We start from the raw sequence: 17,634 nt of genomic DNA, 5'->3' as shown, positions 1-17,634 counted from the left end.
GCGAAAGCGGTCGCTCTCTCTTCTAGATTCCTACCTGACCCGAGCCTATCCTAACCGCCATCAGGCTGAACGTGTTTCAGCATTTACCGCGCAACGGGCACGGACGGGATTTCCTCCATGCTTGCCCCTACAGCGTTCTCGGTGACGTATGGACAGACGTCAACCATCTCCCCCCCACCACCGCACCAACCCCGCCAGTTTCGAGTGACGCCAGCCCCCCCGCCTTGCTATCGGGCGCGGATGACGCCCCCCCCCCCGGATTCGCTCCCGCCCGTCACGCTGTTGCGCGGCGCGGCGCTGTTCCTCGATTTCGACGGGACGCTCGTCGAGCTTGCCGCCCGCCCCGAACTCGTCAGCGTCGACGACCGGCTCGCCAGCCTGCTCGAGCGGCTCCGCACGAAACTCGACAACCGCGTCGCGATCATCAGCGGGCGGTCGGTCGACAGCATCCTCGATCTGTTCGGCCCGCTGCCGCTGACGATCGCGGGAAGTCACGGTCTGGAGGTGCAGGCGCACGACGGAATGCGAACGCTGCCGGAACGACCACCCGCCCTCGATCGTATTCTGGGCATCATGAAAGACTTTGCTCAAGCGACACCCGGCCTGCTGGTCGAGGAGAAACCCTTTGGCGCGGCGCTGCATTATCGTGCCTGCCCCGAGATGGAGCCGCAGGCGCATGCGCTCGCCCGCTCCCTCGCGGACGAAAGCGCGCTCCATCTCCAGACCGGCAAGATGATGGTCGAGCTCCGCGTCGGCGGCGGCGACAAGGGCTCCGCGCTCCGCCGCCTGATGGCGACCCCGCAGATGGCGAGGTTCACGCCCGTCTTCCTCGGCGACGACGATACCGACGAACCCGCGATGGCAGCGGCAAAGGATCTCGGCGGCGCGGGCATCCTGATCGGCGCGCCGCGCCCGAGCAGCGCGGCCTACCGCCTCCCCGATGTCGCGGCGACGCTCGACTGGCTCGAAGCCGCGTGCGGGGTGGCGGCATGAGCTCGCTCGATCTCTGGCCGATCGGCAATTGCCAGGTCAGCGCCCTCATCGATCGCGCCGGCAAGTTCGTCTGGGGTTGCGTCCCGCGGATCGACGGCGATCCGCTCTTCTCGTCGCTGCTCGGCGGCGAGGCGCCCGAACGCGGCTATTGGGCCATCGAGATCGAGGACAGTGTCTCGGTCGAACAGCAGTACATCCGCAACACCCCGATCCTCGTCACGCGGCATACCGATGCGACCGGCAACGCGATCGAGGTGATCGATTTCTGCCCGCGCTTCGTCAGCAGCGGCCGAAGCTATCGCCCGGTGTCGTTCGCGCGGATCGTGCGCCCCGTCGCGGGCAGCCCTCGCGTGCGGGTCGCGCTGCGCCCGACCTGCGGCTGGGGTGGCACCTGCAACGAGAAGATCGGCGGGTCGAACCATATCCGCTTCCTGCTCGAGACGATGGCGATGCGGCTCAGCACGACCGCACCGGTCGGGATGATCCAGAACGAACTGCCGTTCCGCGTCGAACGCCCGCTGCACTTCTTCCTCGGACCGGACGAGAGCTTTGCGGGCGACCTTGCCGAGACGCTCGACGCGATGTTGGCGAAGACGACCGCGCACTGGCAGGAATGGGTCCGCGGCCTCGCGATTCCGCTGGAATGGCAGGACGTCGTGATCCGCTCGGCGATCACGCTCAAGCTGTGCCAGCATGAGGAAACCGGCGCGATCGTCGCCGCGATGACCACTTCCATCCCGGAACATGCAGGCTCTCAGCGCAACTGGGACTACCGCTACTGCTGGGTGCGCGATGCCTATTATACCGTGCAGGCGCTCAACCGGCTCGGCGCGCTCGATGTGCTCGAGGGCTATCTCGGCTATCTGCGCAACATCGTCGATGCTGCCGCGGGCGGCCACATCCAGCCGCTGTACGGCGTGCTCGGCGAAGCGCAACTCGAGGAGCGCGTCGCGCCCGATCTCCCCGGCTATCGCGGGATGGGTCCGGTGCGCGTCGGCAATCAGGCGTATGAGCAGATTCAGCACGACGCCTATGGCCAGATCGTGCTGTGCAGCGTCCATGCGTTTTTCGACACCCGGCTGTTCCGGCTCGCCGGGCTCGAGGATTTCGAATCGCTCGAGCATGTCGGCGAACGCGCCTGGGCGAATTACGACCAGCCCGATGCGGGCCTGTGGGAGCTGCGCACGCGCCAGAGCGTCCATACCTATTCGTCGGCGATGTGCTGGGCGGCGTGCGACCGCCTCGCCAATGCCGCGCACGTGCTCGGTCTGACCGATCGCAACGCGCTGTGGCAGGAGCGCGCCGACACGATCCGGCAGCGGATCGAGACCGCGGCGTGGCGCCCGGAGACACGGCGAATGTCCGCGACCTTCTCCGGCGACGACCTCGACGCGAGCCTGTTGCAGTTGCTGGACCTGCGTTTCCTCGAACCCTCGGATCCGCGCTTCATCGATACGCTGAAAGCCGCCGAAGAGGGATTGCGGCGTGGCTCGTTCATGCTGCGCTATGCGATCGAGGATGACTTCGGGTTGCCCGAGACGGCCTTCAACGTCTGCACCTTCTGGCTGATCGAGGCGCTGCACTTCACCGGCCGGAGCGAGGACGCGCGCGCCTTGTTCGAGGAGATGCTCGCACGGCGGACCGCCGCCGGCCTGCTGTCCGAGGATATCGAGCCCGAGACGGGCGAACTGTGGGGCAATTACCCCCAAACCTATTCGCTGGTCGGCATGATCAATTGCGCCGCCCTGCTGAGCAAACCGTGGAGCTCGATCCGATGACTCGTCTGGTGATCATCTCGAACCGCGTCTCCGCCCCCAAGGGGTCGGAGTCCGGTGCACAGGGCGGCCTCGCGGTCGCGCTGCAGTCGGCGCTGCGCCAGTATCGCGGCGTGTGGTTCGGCTGGTCGGGCGAACAGACCGACCATTTCACCGGCGACATCAACTTCCATCGCAACGACGGCGTCACCACCGCGACGATCGACCTGGAAGAGCAGGATATTGACGAATATTACAACGGCTATGCCAATCGCACGCTGTGGCCGCTGTTCCACTACCGGGTCGACCTGGCCGAATATGAGCGCGACTTCGCGGGCGGATACCAGCGCGTCAACGAGCGCTTCGCCGAGACCGTCCAGCCGCTGATCGAGGCCGAGGACGTCGTGTGGATCCAGGATTACCACATGTTCCCGCTCGGCGACGAGCTGCGCAAGCGCGGGTGCAAGAACCGGATCGGATTCTTCCTGCACATTCCGTGGCCGCCGCGTCGGCTGTTGTCGATCCTGCCCGAGGCGCAGGAACTCGTCCGGCGGATGTTCGCCTATGACGTGATAGGCTTCCACACCGAGGAATGGCTCGAGAGTTTCATGGACTTCGCGCGACTCGAAATGGGCGCGACGGTCGAGGATGGTGTCGTCACGCTCGGGGACCGCAGCGTCCGCGTGCTCGCCTGCCCGATCGGGATCGACGCGCCCGAGTTCGCCGATCTCGCGCGCAGCGTCGTGGCGCGGCTGACCTATCGCCGGATGCGGGACAGCGCGGACGGGCGCGACATGATCGTCGGGGTCGACCGGCTCGATTATTCCAAGGGGCTGGAGGAACGCTTCCTCGGCTACGAACGCTTCCTCGTCGAGCATCCGGAAGAGCGCAAGGAAGTCTTCCTGCTGCAGATCGCGCCGCCCTCGCGCGGCGCGGTCGGAAGTTACCAGCGGATCCGCAACACGCTGGAAAGCCTGTCGGGCCGGATCAACGGGGCCTATGCCGACGTCGACTGGGTGCCGATCCGCTACGTCAACCAGGGCTATGGCCGCGATACGCTGGCGGGGATCTATCGCGCATCGAAGATCGGTCTCGTCACGCCGCTGCGCGACGGTATGAACCTCGTCGCGAAGGAATATATCGCGGCGCAGGATCCGGAAGATCCCGGCGTGCTGATCCTTTCGCGCTTCGCAGGTGCAGCGGCACAGCTGGGCGAGGCGCTGCTCGTCAATCCGTACAGCGCCGAGGAGATGTCCGACGCGATCCTGAAGGCGCTGCGGATGGACAAGGACGAACGGATCCGGCGGTGGCGGGCGTGCATGGATTCGATCGAGCAGCAGGACATCAACTGGTGGCGGGAGACGTTCCTGTCGGCGCTGATGGCAACCGAAATGCCCGCGACGTCCGCCGCGGCCTGACGGGACGGGATGGCAAGGAGCCTAAGCGGGACGTCGGTCGTTAGGGGGGATGCTCCAACTCCCTCATGAAATGATCCTGCTCGGGATCGGCGTGCTGATCCTGCTCGCGGCGTGGCTGCCGCTGTTGCTCCGGCGGCTGCCGCTGTCACTGCCGATCATCTGCATCGCCCTTGGCCTGTTGCTGTCGCTGACACCGTGGTTCCGCGCGAGCCGGTCGGCGCTGACGCACGATTCGACGCTGGAGCATCTCAACGAGGGGATCGTGCTGATCGCGCTGATGGGCGCGGGATTGCGGCTCGACCGCAAGTTCGGGTGGCGGCGCTGGCGATCGACGTGGCGCCTGCTGCTGATCGTGATGCCCGTGACCATGATCGTCGTCTTCGCCGCGGCGCATTGGAGCGGTGGTCTCGGTGTCGGAGCGGCACTGCTGCTGGCAGCGGCGCTGGCCCCGACCGACCCGGTGCTTGCCGCCGACGTCCAGACCGGCCCGCCAACGCAGGGTGAGGACGGCGAAACCCGGTTCGGCCTGACGTCGGAGGCGGGTCTCAACGACGGTCTTGCCTTCCCCTTCATCCTGCTGGCGATCAGCCTCCAGAGTGGCACCGTCGACTGGCTGCACTGGTCGCTGGTACAGGTCGCGCTCGATCTGGTGCTCGGCGTCGCGATCGGCTGGGCACTCGGCGCGGGCGCGGGTTATCTCATGTTCCGCCTGCCTGCCGCCAAGCTGTCGGACACGGGCGACGGGCTGGTCGCGATCGGCGTGACGTTCTGCGCCTATGCCTTGACCGTCGTGCTGCACGGCAACGGTTTCGTGGCGGTGTTCATCGCCGCGCTGACGATCCGCTCGACCTGTCCCGACAATGAATTCCATGCCGCCATGTCGGAATTCTCGGGTCAGATCGAGCGCGTCCTGATGACGGTCGTGATGGTCCTGTTCGGCTGGGCGGTCGGACGGGGGTTGCTTGCACCGCTCGACCTGTGGGGCGCCCTGCTCGTCGTGGCGATCGTGTTCGTCATCCGCCCGCTCGCCAGCCTGCTGGCGTTCGCGGGGACCGATACGCCCGGGCTGTCGAAACGGCTGATGGGGTTTTTCGGGATCCGCGGCATCGGGACGTTATTCTACCTGCAATATGCCTTCAACCGTGCGCAATTCAGTGAACGGTCGCAGATATGGGCGATCGCCGGCGCGACCATTCTGCTCTCGATCGTGGTGCATGGCATGACCGCCACGCCGTTGATGGCCCATGCCGATGCGCGCCGCGAAAAGCGGCTCGGCCGCCGCAATCGGGGTTCCGCGCGGGCCGCTGCCCGGCGCGGTCCGTCGGACGGCGAAGAGCAAGCGTCGCGCACGGCATCGGGCTGAACCCGGACGGACCTCGGCCCGCTCGTCACCCCGGCGCAGTCAGGTCGGCACCGCCCCGGGGCCGGCCCAGCGCCTGGTGCAGGCAAGCGCGAAGATCGCGATTCCGAGGTAGCAGAGGCCAGGCAGCAGGAGCGAGGGTGCCAGCCCGACCCGGTCCGCCAGCCACCCGGTCAGCAGCGGGACCACCGCGCCTCCGACCACCGCCATGCACAACGCCATCGACGCATATGGCGCAACGCTCTGATCCTCCGGCAAGGACAGCGCGAAGAGCGTAGGGTACATGATCGAATTGCACAGCCCGACCGCGATCAGCGCGGCGGCGCCCGCGACCCCTTCCGCGCGGGTCGCGACGAGCACGAGGACCATCGCCGCGACCGCGGCGACCGCGAGCAGGCGCGGCGGCGCAACGCGCGTAAGGACCGCCGCCCCGGCAAATCGCCCGAGCATCGCGCCCGCCCAGTACAGGCTGACCAACCGCCCCGCCACGACCGGCGCGACGGACAGGATCTGCGGGGATACCAGGTAACTCGCGAGCAGCCCGCCGATCGTCACCTCGGCCCCGACATAGGCGAACATCGCCAACGATCCCGCCACCAGTTTCGGATCCGCGAGCACGAGGCGCAGTTCCGCAAGCTTCACCCGTCGCGGCGGGGGCATGCCTGCCAGCAGGTTGCGATGCGCCCAGAAAGCCACCGCAAGCGCGAGCAGGACCACCGCGCCGGCGAGAAACGGCAGTTCGAGCATACCCCAGGCATGCGCCCGGGATTCGACCGCGGCATCGCCGAAGAAGAACCAGGCCCCGACCAGCGGCGCCAGAACGGTGCCGATCGAGTTGAAGCCCTGCAACAGCGTCATCCGGGGGATCGCACGCTGCTGTGGCTCGACCACCGCAACCACGACACTCGCTGCGATCTGCAGGAACGTCACTCCGCCCGCCAAGGTGAGCAGCGCCAGCAGCACCGCCGGATAGCTGTGCAGTGCCGCCGCAGCGGTGAAACCGATGCATCCCAGCGCCATGACGAGCAGCCCCGTGGCAAGGCCGCGCATGTAGCCAATCCCGACGAGTACCGCCGTTATCGGCAAGGCGAACAGTAAATAGCTGGAATGAAACGAAAACTGCACCAAAGACGATTGCGCGTAGTCCAGTTCCATCAACAACTTGAGCCGCAGCACCAGCAAGCTGACCAGCGACACCACGAAGCCACCCATGAAATAGGTCCCGATCGACAGCCGGAACATGCGGCGCGCGCGCGCCTGATCATGTTCTGCTGCGGCAGCGGTAGCACAAGGGCGTGGAACGGGATCGCGCATCGGTGAAACCTGTCTACCCGGTCGATGCACTGGTGCAATGACCGCGTTGGTAGCGTGATCCGGAAAAACCGCAGCGGCAGGTCGCGTCAGGCGAGGCGACCCGGTCGTTACGCGCAGCAACCCCGCTATGAAGCGGCTTTGCTTCGTGTCAGAAGCAGCAGACCTTCACGAAAGCGCACAAGCGACATGGCCGGCACCGTCCCTTCCAGTACCCCCGTCCTGCTCAACAACGTCGATCATCACGATGTCCGCATCTTGACCGACCGCGGCACGGCCTGGGGCGACGAGGTCAACGAGATCACCGTCTTCCCGACCGAATTCGATGCGCTTTCCCGCGAATATACCATCCTGTTCCGCCGCAGCGACTCCGGCGCGTTTCGCGCGACGGTGCTGCTCGGGCTTGACCGGGGGGAAAACCTGTTCGTCGAGGGCACGGAATGGAAGGCGCGTTTCATCCCCGCCCTGATGCAACGCGGCCCGTTCTCGATCGGCCTCCCGGCGCCCGGTGAGCCCGGCGACCCGATGATCCACATCGATCTCGCCGACCCCCGGGTCAGCCGCACGAAGGGCGAGCCGGTGTTCCTCGATCATGGCGGCAACGCACCGTATCTCGACCACGTCGGCGGAGTGTTGCGGACGGTCTTTGCCGGCAACCAGATCCTGCCGGACATGATCGCCGCCTTTGTCGCAGCCGACCTGCTGGACGAAGCGACGCTCGACGTCGACGTGGGCGATGGGCGGCGCTACTCCATACCGGAGGTCTTCGTGGTATCTGCCGAGCGCTTCGCCAGACTGGACGGCGCCGCGCTGGCCGCCCTTCATGCGGGCGATTTCCTGCGCTGCGCGGTCTGGGCGATCACGTCGCTCGGCAACATCTCCGCGCTGATCGAGCGCAAGCGGACGCGCGATGGCGCGCGCTGAACCGTCGGCCGGCCCGGCCCCGATCCGGCGCACCGAAGCGCGCGCCGGGATTGCCGCCGACGCGATCGCGGTCAGCGCGCTGATCGCGGAGGGGCGACCGGTCATCCTGAAGGGGGCCGCCTGCGACTGGCCGCTCGTCCGCGCCGGCCTGGCATCGCCGACGGCGGCGGCAACGATGCTGCGCGCTGTCGACGGCGGGCGGCCGGTGGTGGTCTATGTCGGCGATCCCGCGATCCGCGGTCGATTCCACTATACCGCCGACGGCACGGCGATGAACTTCACCAGCGAACGAGCCGCGCTGGGCGCCGTGCTCGACCGTCTGCTTACCCTGCCGGACTCCGAGGAAGCGCCCTCGCTCTACGTCGGCTCGACCGATCTGGACATGTTCCTGCCCGGCCTGCGGGCCGCGAATGACATCGTCCCGGCTGACGGGACCTTCGCCGAGCATCCGCCGCTGGCGAGCATCTGGATCGGCAACCGTACGATCGCGGCGACGCACTGGGACATGTCGAACAATCTGGCAGTGTGCGTTGCTGGACGACGGCGCTTCACCTTGTTTCCGCCCGACCAGACCAGCAACCTCTATCCCGGCCCGATCGACCCGACCCCCGCCGGACAGGTCGTCAGCATGGTCGATCTGCGCGCGCCCGACCTGACGCGCTACCCCCGTTTCGCCGATGCGCTCGCCGCCGCCGAGGTGGCAGAACTCGAGCCAGGCGACGTGCTCGTCTACCCCGCCCTGTGGTGGCACCACGTCGAGGCACTGGACGGGTTCAACATCCTGGTGAACTATTGGTGGAACAGTGTTCCCGCGTTTCTCGATTCCCCGATGACGACGTTGCTGCACGGGCTGCTCAGCCTGCGCGGACGGCCCGATTCCGAAAAACAGGCATGGCGCGCGATGTTTGATCATTATCTGTTCGGTCCGACCGAAACGGCGACCGCGCATCTTCCGGCGATCGCGCAGGGCCCGCTCGCCCCGCTCGACGCAATGGCCGCGCGGCGCTTGCGCGCGATGGTCGCGCAGAAGCTCAATCGATGACCGACGCATCCTCGACTCGCCCGCGCAAGCGCGTCGTCATCGCCGGCGGCGGGACGGCCGGCTGGCTCGCCGCAACGGCGCTGATCCGGCAACTCGCCGGACTGGTCGACGTTACCCTGGTCGAATCCGATGAGATCGGGACGGTTGGCGTGGGGGAATCCACCATCCCGACGATCCGCACCTTCCACCAGTTCATCGGCGTCGACGAAGATGCATTCATCCGCGCGACGAACGCGACCTTCAAGCTCGGTATTTCCTTCGAAAACTGGGACCGGATCGACGCCCGCTATTTCCACGCCTTCGGGTCGGTGGGGCGATCGACGTTCGTCGCGGACTTCCAGCATTTCTGGCTGGAGGCGCGCGCGCGCGGGTTCGGCGGAGACTATGGCGACTATTCGCTCGAGCTGCAGGCCGCCGCGGCGAAGCGGTTCGCGCTCGATCGCGACCAGACGCTGGCCTATGCCTACCACCTCGACGCGACCGCTTATGCGCGCTTCCTGCGCGGCATCGCCGAACCGTCCGGCGTCCGGCGCATCGAGGGCCGTATCGCGCAGGTCGAGCGCGACGGCGAGCGGGGCACGATCACCACGCTCGTGCTCGCCTCGGGCGCACGGATCGACGGGGATTTCTTCATCGATTGCACCGGGTTCCGAGCGCTGCTGATCGAGGACACGCTCAAGACCGGGTTCGAGGACTGGTCACACTGGCTGCCGACGGACCGCGCCTTCGCCGTGCAGAGCGAAACGCTGGATGGCCCCGTCCCCTATACGCGGGCAATCGCGCATGGCGAGGGCTGGCGCTGGCAGATCCCGTTGCAGCATCGGACGGGCAACGGGCTGGTCTATTCCTCGGCGCATTTGTCGGACGACGCCGCGCGCGATCGGTTGCTGGCGGGCATCGACGGCAAGCCGCTGTTCGAGCCGCGTCAGATCCGCTTCACCAGCGGGATGCGGCGCCGGGTGTGGAACGGCAATTGCCTGTCGCTCGGGCTCGCCAGCGGCTTCGTCGAGCCGCTCGAATCGACCAGCATCCATCTCGTGATGGTGGCGATCACCTGGCTGATCCAGACTTTTCCGTTCGGCGATGACAGCGCCGCGCTGGCGGACCGCTTCAACCAGCGCACCCGCCGCGAGTGGGAGCAGGTCCGCGACTTCATCATCCTGCACTACGTCCTGACTCAGCGCGACGACACGCCCTTCTGGCAATCCCGCCAGACGATGCCGATCCCCGATAGCCTGGCCAGCCGTATCGCCCTGTTCCGCGAATCCGCCATGGCCTATCAGGACAAGGACGAGCTGTTCCGCACCGATAGCTGGATCGAGGTCATGCTCGGTCAGGGCGTGACCCCGCGCAGCCACCACCGCCTTCCGGCGACCATGCCGACACCGCAGCTGCAGGGGGCCCTGTCGGACCTCCGGCGCGGGATCACGGCAACGGTCGACCGGCTACCGCCGCACGCGACCTTCCTCGAACGGTACGCAAAAGCCTGAGATTTGGATGGGTTCGATGCGTGCCGGGTGGGGCGCCATCGCGGTTTAGTCCGGGATGGCTGGGGCGGCAGGGTTCGAACCTGCGAATGGCGGCATCAAAAGCCGCTGCCTTACCACTTGGCGACGCCCCAATCCGGGAGCGCAGGCCTTTAAGCTGCGCGTGCCCCGATGCAAACCGAAAAAATGCGGGAAAGGCTAGATTACCCGCTCGAGCCAACCGTGCGGATCGGGCGCGACACCGCGTTGCAGGTCGATCAACGCCTGGCGAAGCCGCAGCGTCGTCTCGCCCGCACCGCCGTCGCCGATGTCGAACGCGCCGTCGACGAGCTTCATCGTGCCGATCGGCGTGACCACTGCGGCGGTCCCGCAGGCGAACGCCTCGCGCAGCCGGCCACTCGCCGCATCGGCGCGGCACTGGTCGATCGCATAGGGTTCCTCGCGCACCGTCAGGCCCATGTCCCGTCCCAGCGTGATCAGGGATTCCCGCGTGATGCCGGGCAGGATCGTGCCGGTCAGCGGCGGGGTCTGGATCGTGCCGTCGTCGAACACGAAGAAGATGTTCATGCCGCCCAGCTCCTCGATCCAGCGGCGCTCGACCGCGTCGAGGAACAGCACCTGATCGCACCCCTGCCGCGTCGCCTCGGCCTGCGCGATCAGGCTGGCGGCATAATTGCCGCCGCACTTGGCCGCGCCGGTCCCGCCGGGCGCGGCGCGGGTATAGTCCTGCGACACCCACAGCGTGACCGCGGGCGCACCACCCTTGAAATACGCACCGACCGACGATGCGATGACCGCGTAGAGATATTCGGTCGAGGGCTTCACCCCGAGGAACACCTCGCTCGCGATCATGAACGGGCGCAGGTACAGCGCACCACCGTCGATGTCCGGAATCCAGTCGGCCTCCTGCCGGACGATCGCGCGGACCGACTCGACGAACAGATCCTCGGGCAACGGGACCATCGCCATCCGCTCGGCCGACTTGCGGAAGCGCGCGGCGTTGGCAGTGGGGCGGAACAGCGCGGCGCCGCCGTCGGGGAGGCGATAGGCCTTCATTCCCTCGAAGATTTCCTGCGCATAATGCAGCACCGCCGACGCGCTATCCATCGTGAAGGGTGCGCGTGCGACGATCTTGGCATCGTGCCAGCCCTGCTGCTCGCTATAGCGGATCGTGACCATGTGATCGGTAAAGACCTTGCCGAACCCGGGGTTGACCAGTTGCGCGGCACGCTCGTTCGCGGCGAGCGGCGCGGCGTTGGGCTCGAAGGCGAAGACCGGCACGGAGCCGGGCGCGGCGGTCGATGCGGGATCGGCAGGATGACCGCTGGCGAGCGTAACGGTGTTCGGCATGATATCCTTGCGACATATTGCGACAATTTGGGGGTTGAAGGGGTGTACGGGACGCGTCAAACGCGGTCAACAATGGCAACCGCAATCGCCTCTGCTTCACCGCTCTTTCTCCGCGAACCCGAAATTCGTCGCGGCATGGAATTGCTGTACTTCGCCCAGAGCACACTCGCGCGCTCGACCGAAAGTCGACTGAGCGAGATGGGGCTTGGTCGCGCGCACCATCGCGCCATGTACTTCATCGCCCGTCATCCGGATCTGACGGTCAGCGCGCTGCTGAGCCTGCTTGGCATCACCAAGCAGTCGCTCGGGCGGGTGCTGAACGAGCTGGTCGACCGCGATCTGGTGGAGACGCGGGTCGGCGAGCGGGACCGGCGCCAGCGCCTGCTGCGACTCTCGACGGCGGGGATAGCGCTCGAACAGGAGCTGTTCGAAATGGTCCGTCAGCATTGGTCGCGGGCTTATGCGCGGGCCGGGCAGAATGCAGTCAGCGGTTTCTGGTCGGTGCTCGAGGGAATGATCGGCGAAGCGGATCTGGCCCGGCTTTCCGGACCGCACGAGTAACGCGCGACCGGGGGTAGCAGAATAGCTACGCTCCGGATCGGCAACTTCCCTCAGGGCGCGCGATCCCGCGCCTTACCCGCGCGCGGCGGCCGCCATCTCGGCATTTCGCCGCGTAGCCGCTGCAATCGTCTCCCGCAGCAACGCATCCAGCGCACCGCCCGCATCAAGCACGTCGAGACCCTTGCGCGTCGATCCGCCCGGACTTGCTACCTGGTCCGCCAGGACACCGGGCGCGACGTCCGCCGCCGCAGCGAGCAACCCTGCCCCTTCGACCGTCGCCAGCGCGAGGCGCTGCGCCTGATCGGGCGCCAACCCTTGCGCCACCCCTGCGCCCGCAAGCGAATCGATGAAGCGGTAGAGGAAGGCCGGCCCGCTCCCGGCCAGCGCCGTTACCGCATCGAACTGCGCCGGCGCGACCCACTCGACCAGACCGAGCGGTGCCATCAGACCGTCGATCGTGGCGCGCGCGGCGGCATCCGCGCTGGCGCTGTCGAGCGCGACCACGCCCTTGCCGATCCCGACCGGAAGATTGGGCATCGCCCGAATGATCGCGGACGCCCCGAAGCGTGCTGCCAGTGCATCTTCCTCGACCCCGGCAAGGATCGACACGAGCATCGGCACTCCGGCCAGCCGCCCGGCAAAGCGTGCGGCGATCTCGTCGATCTGCTGCGGCTTCATCGCCAGCATGATCAGGTCGGGCAACGGCCCCAACGGAAGATCGCGTGCTTGCCGGACGCCGTCCGGCAGGTCACGGTCGGTGCGATTGACGACGTCGACCGCAGTAGCGTCCAGCACGCCACTGGCGATCCACCGGCGCAGCATCGCGCCACCCATATTACCGCATCCGACCATCCAGACACGGCCTGGCCATGCTGCACACACGGTCTCAGGCTTCGCCCTGGGTTTCGGTCATGGCGGCGGCCAGCGCTTCCTTGGGGGTCTTGCCGCCCCACAGGATGAACTGGAACACCGGATAGAAACGCTCGCACTCGTCGATCGCGCTTTCGACCATCAGTTCGGCCGACCCGAGCGACAACGTCCCACCGTCGCCGTCGATCATCGCGGCATGCCGATACAGCAGGATCCCGCTGGACGACCATAATTCGAAATGCCCGACCCAGAGCTGCTCGTTGATCAGCCCGATCGCCTCGTACATCGCGGCGCGCTTGTCGTCGGCGACCTTGATGTCCGGGAAGGCGAGAAACTGGATGACGCCATCCTCGTCCCGCCACAGCGCGCGCAATTCGTATTGCGCCCAGCTGCCCTTGACCTTGGCGATGACCTCGTCGTCCTGCCGCTCGTAATCCCAGCCATGCGCCGCGAAATAGCTCTCGAGCATGTCGATCGGCGCGGCGTCCTCGCGGTCGAAATCGGCTTCATCCAACATCATTCGGAGCCTCCCGTCCGCATTACGCAACAAAGCGTGGCCGCTTCGGCGCGACGACACAAGCGGCAGGTGACAAGACGCGTCGAATTAGCTGTGGATAAAATGAGGTCAGACTCCGGTTTCGGGGGGCGAGGTAAAGCTGCTGCTGCTGCTGGCGGACGACGCGGATGCCTTGCCTTCCAGCGCATTGATCCGCGCACGCAACGCATCGGCTTCCTCGCGTGCGGCGACGGCCATTGCCTTCACGACTTCGAATTCGTCGCGCGAGACGAAATCGAGGCCGCCGATCCACTCGCGGGCGCGCGCACGCGCGCCGGCCTCGGCTTCGCGCCCGACCCCCGCGAGGGTCCCGGCAGCGCCGTTGATGAGCTTGGCGAAATCATCGAAGATCTTGTTGTCGGCTTGCATGCGCGGGAATCCAATCGAACTTATCTGGGGCTGATTTGGGTGGTCTTCGCACCGGGCGCAAGGCTTTCCACCCCCGGGTTGAGCGCCAGAATCTCGTAGTTGAGATACGCCGCGAACAGCAGCCAGGCAAGATAGGGCAGCAATAGCACGGCTGCCAGCCCGCGCACCTGCGAGAACAGGATCGACATGAGCATCGTCAACCCGACCATCAGTCCGATCCCGACCAGCGCGACGACGACCTGATGCAGCCCGAAAAACAACGGGGACCAGGACAGGTTCACGGCAAGCTGCAGGAAGAACACGATCAGCGCGGGGGTGCGCAACCGCGCGCCGCGGGCGTTGAGGACCATCGCCAGGACTACCCCGAGCAGCACGTACAGCAGCGACCAGGCAACCGGAAAAGCCCAATCCGGCGGGTTCAGCGCTGGCTTGGTCAGCGCGCTGTACCAGATATTGTCCTTTCCGGCGGGGACGAACTGCGCGACCCCGAAGCCGAGCAACAGCATCAGGGGCACGGTCACGCCGAGCCAGCGCAGGAAGCCGGCCCGCAATTGCCCGCGCGAGGCGATACTGCCCGTTCCGTTGGTCGCCATGTCGCGCATTCCCTTGTCTCGCGTTATCGGATCCCCGCGCCGCTATAGAAGATGCCGCGCAAAGGGTGGCGCGCTAATTTTGCGCGTCAGCCGGGGTTGCATCGTGAACTGCCCCGATCAGGAACTCGACATTGCCTTCGGGACCGGTGATCGGACTTTCGACCAGCGTCACGATGCGCCACCCCTGCCCGACCAGCCAGGCCGCAACCTCGTCGCAGACCCTGGCATGCACGGCGGCATCGCGGACGACGCCGCCCTTCCCGACCTCGCCCCGCCCCGCCTCGAACTGCGGCTTGATCAAGGCCAGCAGCCGTGCGCCCGCCCGGCCGAACCGCAGCGGCACTTCGAGCACTTTGGCCAAACCGATGAAGCTGGCGTCGCAGACGATCAGGTCGATCGGCTCCGGGATATGCGCCGGCGTCAGGATGCGCGCACTGGTCTGTTCATGGACCACCACGCGGGGGTCCTGGCGGATCTTCCAGGCGAGCTGGTTGGTGCCGCTGTCCACTGCATAGACCCGCGTGGCGCCGCGCTGGAGCAAGACGTCGGTAAACCCGCCGGTCGACGAGCCCACGTCGATCGCCACCGTGCCCGTGACATCCCAACCGGTCGCATCGAGCCCGTGCGCCAGCTTGATCCCGCCGCGCGAAACCCAGGGGTGGTCGCGCCCGCGCACGTCGAGCAGGACGTCGTCGGCCACGGCCTGCCCCGGCTTTTCGACCTTGCGATCGCCGGCGAAGACCAGCCCCGCCATGATCAGCGCCTGCGCGCGCGTCCGGCTCTCGACCAGCCCGCGATCGACCAGCAATTGGTCAGCCCTGGTTTTGGGCATGGGAATACGGCGGGAAGACGGGACTGCGCATAGCCCCCCCTAACAAGCTTCGCGCGCCAGCCCAAGCGCGGCGAGTCGCGCGGCCCCGCGCGGGCGCTCCGACGGCCGGTCGACGCAAATGCGCAGGGCGCCGAGAGCGGCTTTTCGGACCGGCGCATCCGTCCTTCCTTTCGCCGCAGCACTATTGCCTACTAGTTTAATAGGAATAGCTTTGGGAACCGGGAGGCGTGGCCGCACGGCGTCCCCCTAGAGCACGGGCGGTCACGTCTCCATTCCAAGTGGGAGAGCATCGATGGGTCGCTTCTCGAGTTACGAACCCGTGCAACCGACCATCCTTACCGTCCCTGGCTTCGGCGGCTCGGGTCCGTCGCACTGGCAGACGCTATGGGAATCGGCGCGTCCCGACACCGTCAGGGTGGAGCTTGGCATGTGGCACACGCCGCATCGCAACGCCTGGGTGACGAAGCTCGACCAGGCGATCCGCGACGCCAAGGCTCCGGTGGTCCTTGCGGCCCATAGTCTCGGCTGCCTTGCGGTCGCCTGGTGGGCGGAAATGACCCGCCAGCCCTATGGCTGGCCGGTCGCGGGCGCCCTGCTGGTGGCGCCGGCCGATGTCGACCGTGCCGATGTGCGCGCGGAACTTGCGACGTTCGGGCCGACGCCGGCGGCACCGCTGCCCTTCCCCTCGATCGTCGTGGCGAGCCGCGACGACCCGTGGATCACGATCGACCGCGCCCACAGCCTCGCAGTCGGATGGGGAAGCCATTTCGTCGATGCCGGCGCGCAGGGGCATCTCAATGCCGCAAGCGGGATCGGCTGGTGGCAGGAAGGGCAGGAATTGCTCGACCGCGTGATCGGCGCATCCGCCGACCGCCAGGGACGCCCGCTGCCGCAAAGCGAGGCGCGGTCGATCCTGGCGGTGAATGCGACCGACGCGGCGCAGGCCCATTACCTGCCGCGCTGAGGCGGCGCGCGCCGTGCCGGGTCAGTCGAGGAACAGGTAGGTCGGATCGAACTCGGCAAAGGCCCGCAGCTTTGGCCAGTCGAGGATCGTGGCGACTCCCTGGCGGAAGGTGACCAGCCCGTCCTCGCGCAATTGCCGCAGCATGCGATTGGCGTGGACGGCGGTCAGTCCGGTCGCGTCGGCGAGATCCACCTGGGTCAGCGGCAGCGCGAAACTGTCGCCCGAGGCCATGCCCGCCCGTTCCAGCCGCACGAACATCTCGCAGAACAAATGCGCCAAGCGGATCGCGGCGCCACGCGCGCCCACCGAGACGATCCATTCCCGGTTGATCGCCGCATCGATCATCGTCGATTTCCACAACAGCTCGGTGATGGTCGCCGACTTTTCGGTCAAGGCGTGGATCGCGGGATGCGGGAACAGCGCGACGCGGATATCGGTCAGCGCGGCCACCGAATGCTCGAGCCGCTTGAGCGGGTAACTGTGCAGGTCGACGAAATCGCCCGGGACATGAATCGCGAGGATCTGCCGGCGGCCTTCGGGCGTGTCCTTGAACCGTTCGACAAAGCCTTCGAGGAGAAGCGTGCACTGAGTCAGCGGCGTGTGCTGGCGGATGAAGATCTGTCGTGCCGAGAACGTCGTGCAGCGAGCGACGCTCGCATCGAGCGCCGCGACCTCGTCCGCATCCAGCACGGGCGTGCGATGCGTCTTCAGAAACAGATCAATATACATGCCGGTTATGGAACCCCTCGCGCGGAACATGGCCGTGGGCACCGCGTTTTGTCCAGAGGGAGACGCGACCTTGGCCAAGAATCCGCACGACAAACCGATCGAGGCCGTAGCCGAAGAGGGCGAAGTCCTGCTGGACGGTCCAGACGGCATGGCCGAGTCCTTTACGCCCAACGCCGCCAAGCGTTCGGCGAAACATATCGAACAGGCGGCGAAACAAGCCGAGCAGACCGGTGAATCCTGCGGATAACGCGCCGTTAACCGTGTAGCGGCGCAGATGCTTAACCCGGCGGTGACATCGTCGGTCCGTGCCGTTCCGCAAAATCTTCGTCAGCCGCTGGTCCGCGCTGTTCTGGGCGGCGGGCATCCTGTGGACCGCGGTGGACACGGTTGGCTTCGCCCCCGCTCATCACGCCGGCCAAGCCAAGCCCGTCGCCAGCATCACCGACGCCACCGGCAGCGCCGTCTCGCCGCAGGATTTGGCGACGCTTGCCAACGCGCTGCAGAATGAATGAACGACGGCT

Annotated in this window: 19 protein-coding genes and 1 tRNA gene; 11 read left to right on the top strand and 9 right to left on the bottom strand. The window is 66.7% G+C overall.

The genetic code is table 11. The features are described 5' to 3' along the window. Positions 1-240: 240 nt before the first annotated feature. From otsB to L8G49_RS07870, 4 genes are read left to right on the top strand one after another with little or no spacing between them, the layout of a single operon-like run. Positions 241-993, top strand: a complete 753-nt coding sequence (gene otsB, locus L8G49_RS07885) for a trehalose-phosphatase (protein ID WP_242183747.1) — start codon at positions 241-243, stop codon at positions 991-993. Then, the gene (locus tag L8G49_RS07880) at positions 990-2,771 is read left to right on the top strand and encodes a glycoside hydrolase family 15 protein (protein WP_242183738.1); all 1,782 of its coding nucleotides are present in this window, start codon (positions 990-992) and stop codon (positions 2,769-2,771) included. Before otsB ends, L8G49_RS07880 begins: the two co-directional genes overlap by 4 nt. Further along, entirely contained in the window at positions 2,768-4,165 is a 1,398-nt protein-coding gene (gene otsA, locus L8G49_RS07875) for an alpha,alpha-trehalose-phosphate synthase (UDP-forming) (RefSeq protein WP_242139983.1), read from the top strand. Before L8G49_RS07880 ends, otsA begins: the two co-directional genes overlap by 4 nt. A 49-nt stretch (positions 4,166-4,214) precedes the next feature. Further along, the gene (locus L8G49_RS07870; protein ID WP_242183736.1) at positions 4,215-5,528 is read left to right on the top strand and encodes a cation:proton antiporter; all 1,314 of its coding nucleotides are present in this window, start codon (positions 4,215-4,217) and stop codon (positions 5,526-5,528) included. A gap of 39 nt (positions 5,529-5,567) precedes the next feature. Here L8G49_RS07870 and L8G49_RS07865 read toward each other — a convergent pair whose 3' ends face one another. Next, positions 5,568-6,839 (bottom strand): MFS transporter, encoded by a 1,272-nt coding sequence (locus L8G49_RS07865; protein ID WP_242183726.1) that lies wholly within the window; start codon positions 6,837-6,839, stop codon positions 5,568-5,570. A 186-nt stretch (positions 6,840-7,025) separates the two neighbouring features. On the opposite strand from L8G49_RS07865, the gene L8G49_RS07860 reads away from it, so the two are divergent. The 3 genes from L8G49_RS07860 to L8G49_RS07850 are packed head-to-tail and all read left to right on the top strand — an operon-like array spanning position 7,026 to position 10,292. Continuing rightward, complete coding sequence (locus L8G49_RS07860; protein WP_242183724.1) at positions 7,026-7,760, top strand: SapC family protein; 735 nt, start codon at positions 7,026-7,028, stop codon at positions 7,758-7,760. Further along, positions 7,747-8,802: a cupin-like domain-containing protein gene (locus tag L8G49_RS07855; protein WP_242183714.1), complete on the top strand. Its 1,056-nt coding sequence runs from the start codon at positions 7,747-7,749 to the stop codon at positions 8,800-8,802. Before L8G49_RS07860 ends, L8G49_RS07855 begins: the two co-directional genes overlap by 14 nt. Then, positions 8,799-10,292, top strand: coding sequence for a tryptophan halogenase family protein (locus L8G49_RS07850; protein WP_242183705.1), 1,494 nt, complete (start codon positions 8,799-8,801; stop codon positions 10,290-10,292). Before L8G49_RS07855 ends, L8G49_RS07850 begins: the two co-directional genes overlap by 4 nt. Positions 10,293-10,348: 56 nt before the next feature. Here the strand turns inward: L8G49_RS07850 and L8G49_RS07845 are convergent. Both L8G49_RS07845 and L8G49_RS07840 read right to left on the bottom strand, forming a co-directional pair. Next, positions 10,349-10,423, bottom strand: a tRNA-Gln gene (locus tag L8G49_RS07845). Positions 10,424-10,487: 64 nt separating this feature from the next. After that, positions 10,488-11,639 (bottom strand): branched-chain amino acid aminotransferase, encoded by a 1,152-nt coding sequence (locus tag L8G49_RS07840; RefSeq protein WP_242183704.1) that lies wholly within the window; start codon positions 11,637-11,639, stop codon positions 10,488-10,490. Between the two features lie 72 nt (positions 11,640-11,711). On the opposite strand from L8G49_RS07840, the gene L8G49_RS07835 reads away from it, so the two are divergent. Beyond that, positions 11,712-12,200 (top strand): MarR family transcriptional regulator, encoded by a 489-nt coding sequence (locus L8G49_RS07835; RefSeq protein WP_242183701.1) that lies wholly within the window; start codon positions 11,712-11,714, stop codon positions 12,198-12,200. Between the two features lie 72 nt (positions 12,201-12,272). Here the strand turns inward: L8G49_RS07835 and proC are convergent, their stop codons facing one another. From proC to L8G49_RS07810, 5 genes are all read right to left on the bottom strand, one after another. After that, entirely contained in the window at positions 12,273-13,052 is a 780-nt protein-coding gene (proC, locus tag L8G49_RS07830; protein WP_277923126.1) for a pyrroline-5-carboxylate reductase, read from the bottom strand. A 34-nt stretch (positions 13,053-13,086) separates the two neighbouring features. Beyond that, the gene (locus tag L8G49_RS07825) at positions 13,087-13,587 is read right to left on the bottom strand and encodes a YbjN domain-containing protein (RefSeq protein ID WP_242140180.1); all 501 of its coding nucleotides are present in this window, start codon (positions 13,585-13,587) and stop codon (positions 13,087-13,089) included. 108 nt (positions 13,588-13,695) lie between these two features. Beyond that, positions 13,696-13,995, bottom strand: coding sequence for an accessory factor UbiK family protein (locus tag L8G49_RS07820; protein ID WP_242183689.1), 300 nt, complete (start codon positions 13,993-13,995; stop codon positions 13,696-13,698). Between the two features lie 20 nt (positions 13,996-14,015). Continuing rightward, on the bottom strand, positions 14,016-14,597 hold the full coding sequence (locus L8G49_RS07815) for a TspO/MBR family protein (protein ID WP_242183687.1): 582 nt from the start codon (positions 14,595-14,597) through the stop codon (positions 14,016-14,018). A gap of 64 nt (positions 14,598-14,661) precedes the next feature. Beyond that, the gene (locus L8G49_RS07810; RefSeq protein WP_242183686.1) at positions 14,662-15,420 is read right to left on the bottom strand and encodes a TlyA family RNA methyltransferase; all 759 of its coding nucleotides are present in this window, start codon (positions 15,418-15,420) and stop codon (positions 14,662-14,664) included. Positions 15,421-15,712: 292 nt separating this feature from the next. Here L8G49_RS07810 and L8G49_RS07805 point away from each other — a divergent pair, with 292 nt between their 5' ends. Further along, positions 15,713-16,384, top strand: coding sequence for an alpha/beta hydrolase (locus L8G49_RS07805; RefSeq protein ID WP_242183684.1), 672 nt, complete (start codon positions 15,713-15,715; stop codon positions 16,382-16,384). 21 nt (positions 16,385-16,405) lie between these two features. On the opposite strand, the gene L8G49_RS07800 is transcribed toward L8G49_RS07805, so the two are convergent. Further along, on the bottom strand, positions 16,406-17,113 hold the full coding sequence (locus L8G49_RS07800; protein WP_242183675.1) for a Crp/Fnr family transcriptional regulator: 708 nt from the start codon (positions 17,111-17,113) through the stop codon (positions 16,406-16,408). 70 nt (positions 17,114-17,183) lie between these two features. Here L8G49_RS07800 and L8G49_RS07795 point away from each other — a divergent pair, with 70 nt between their 5' ends. Next, positions 17,184-17,360: a hypothetical protein gene (locus L8G49_RS07795; RefSeq protein ID WP_242183673.1), complete on the top strand. Its 177-nt coding sequence runs from the start codon at positions 17,184-17,186 to the stop codon at positions 17,358-17,360. A gap of 58 nt (positions 17,361-17,418) precedes the next feature. After that, complete coding sequence (locus L8G49_RS07790) at positions 17,419-17,625, top strand: hypothetical protein (protein WP_242139968.1); 207 nt, start codon at positions 17,419-17,421, stop codon at positions 17,623-17,625. Positions 17,626-17,634: the final 9 nt, after the last annotated feature.

Source organism: Sphingomonas sp. CARO-RG-8B-R24-01 (genome assembly GCF_022662295.1).
GTDB lineage: Bacteria > Pseudomonadota > Alphaproteobacteria > Sphingomonadales > Sphingomonadaceae > Sphingomonas.
The sequence above is the reverse complement of the archived record's forward strand: the minus strand, read 5'-3'. Positions and strand labels throughout refer to the sequence as shown.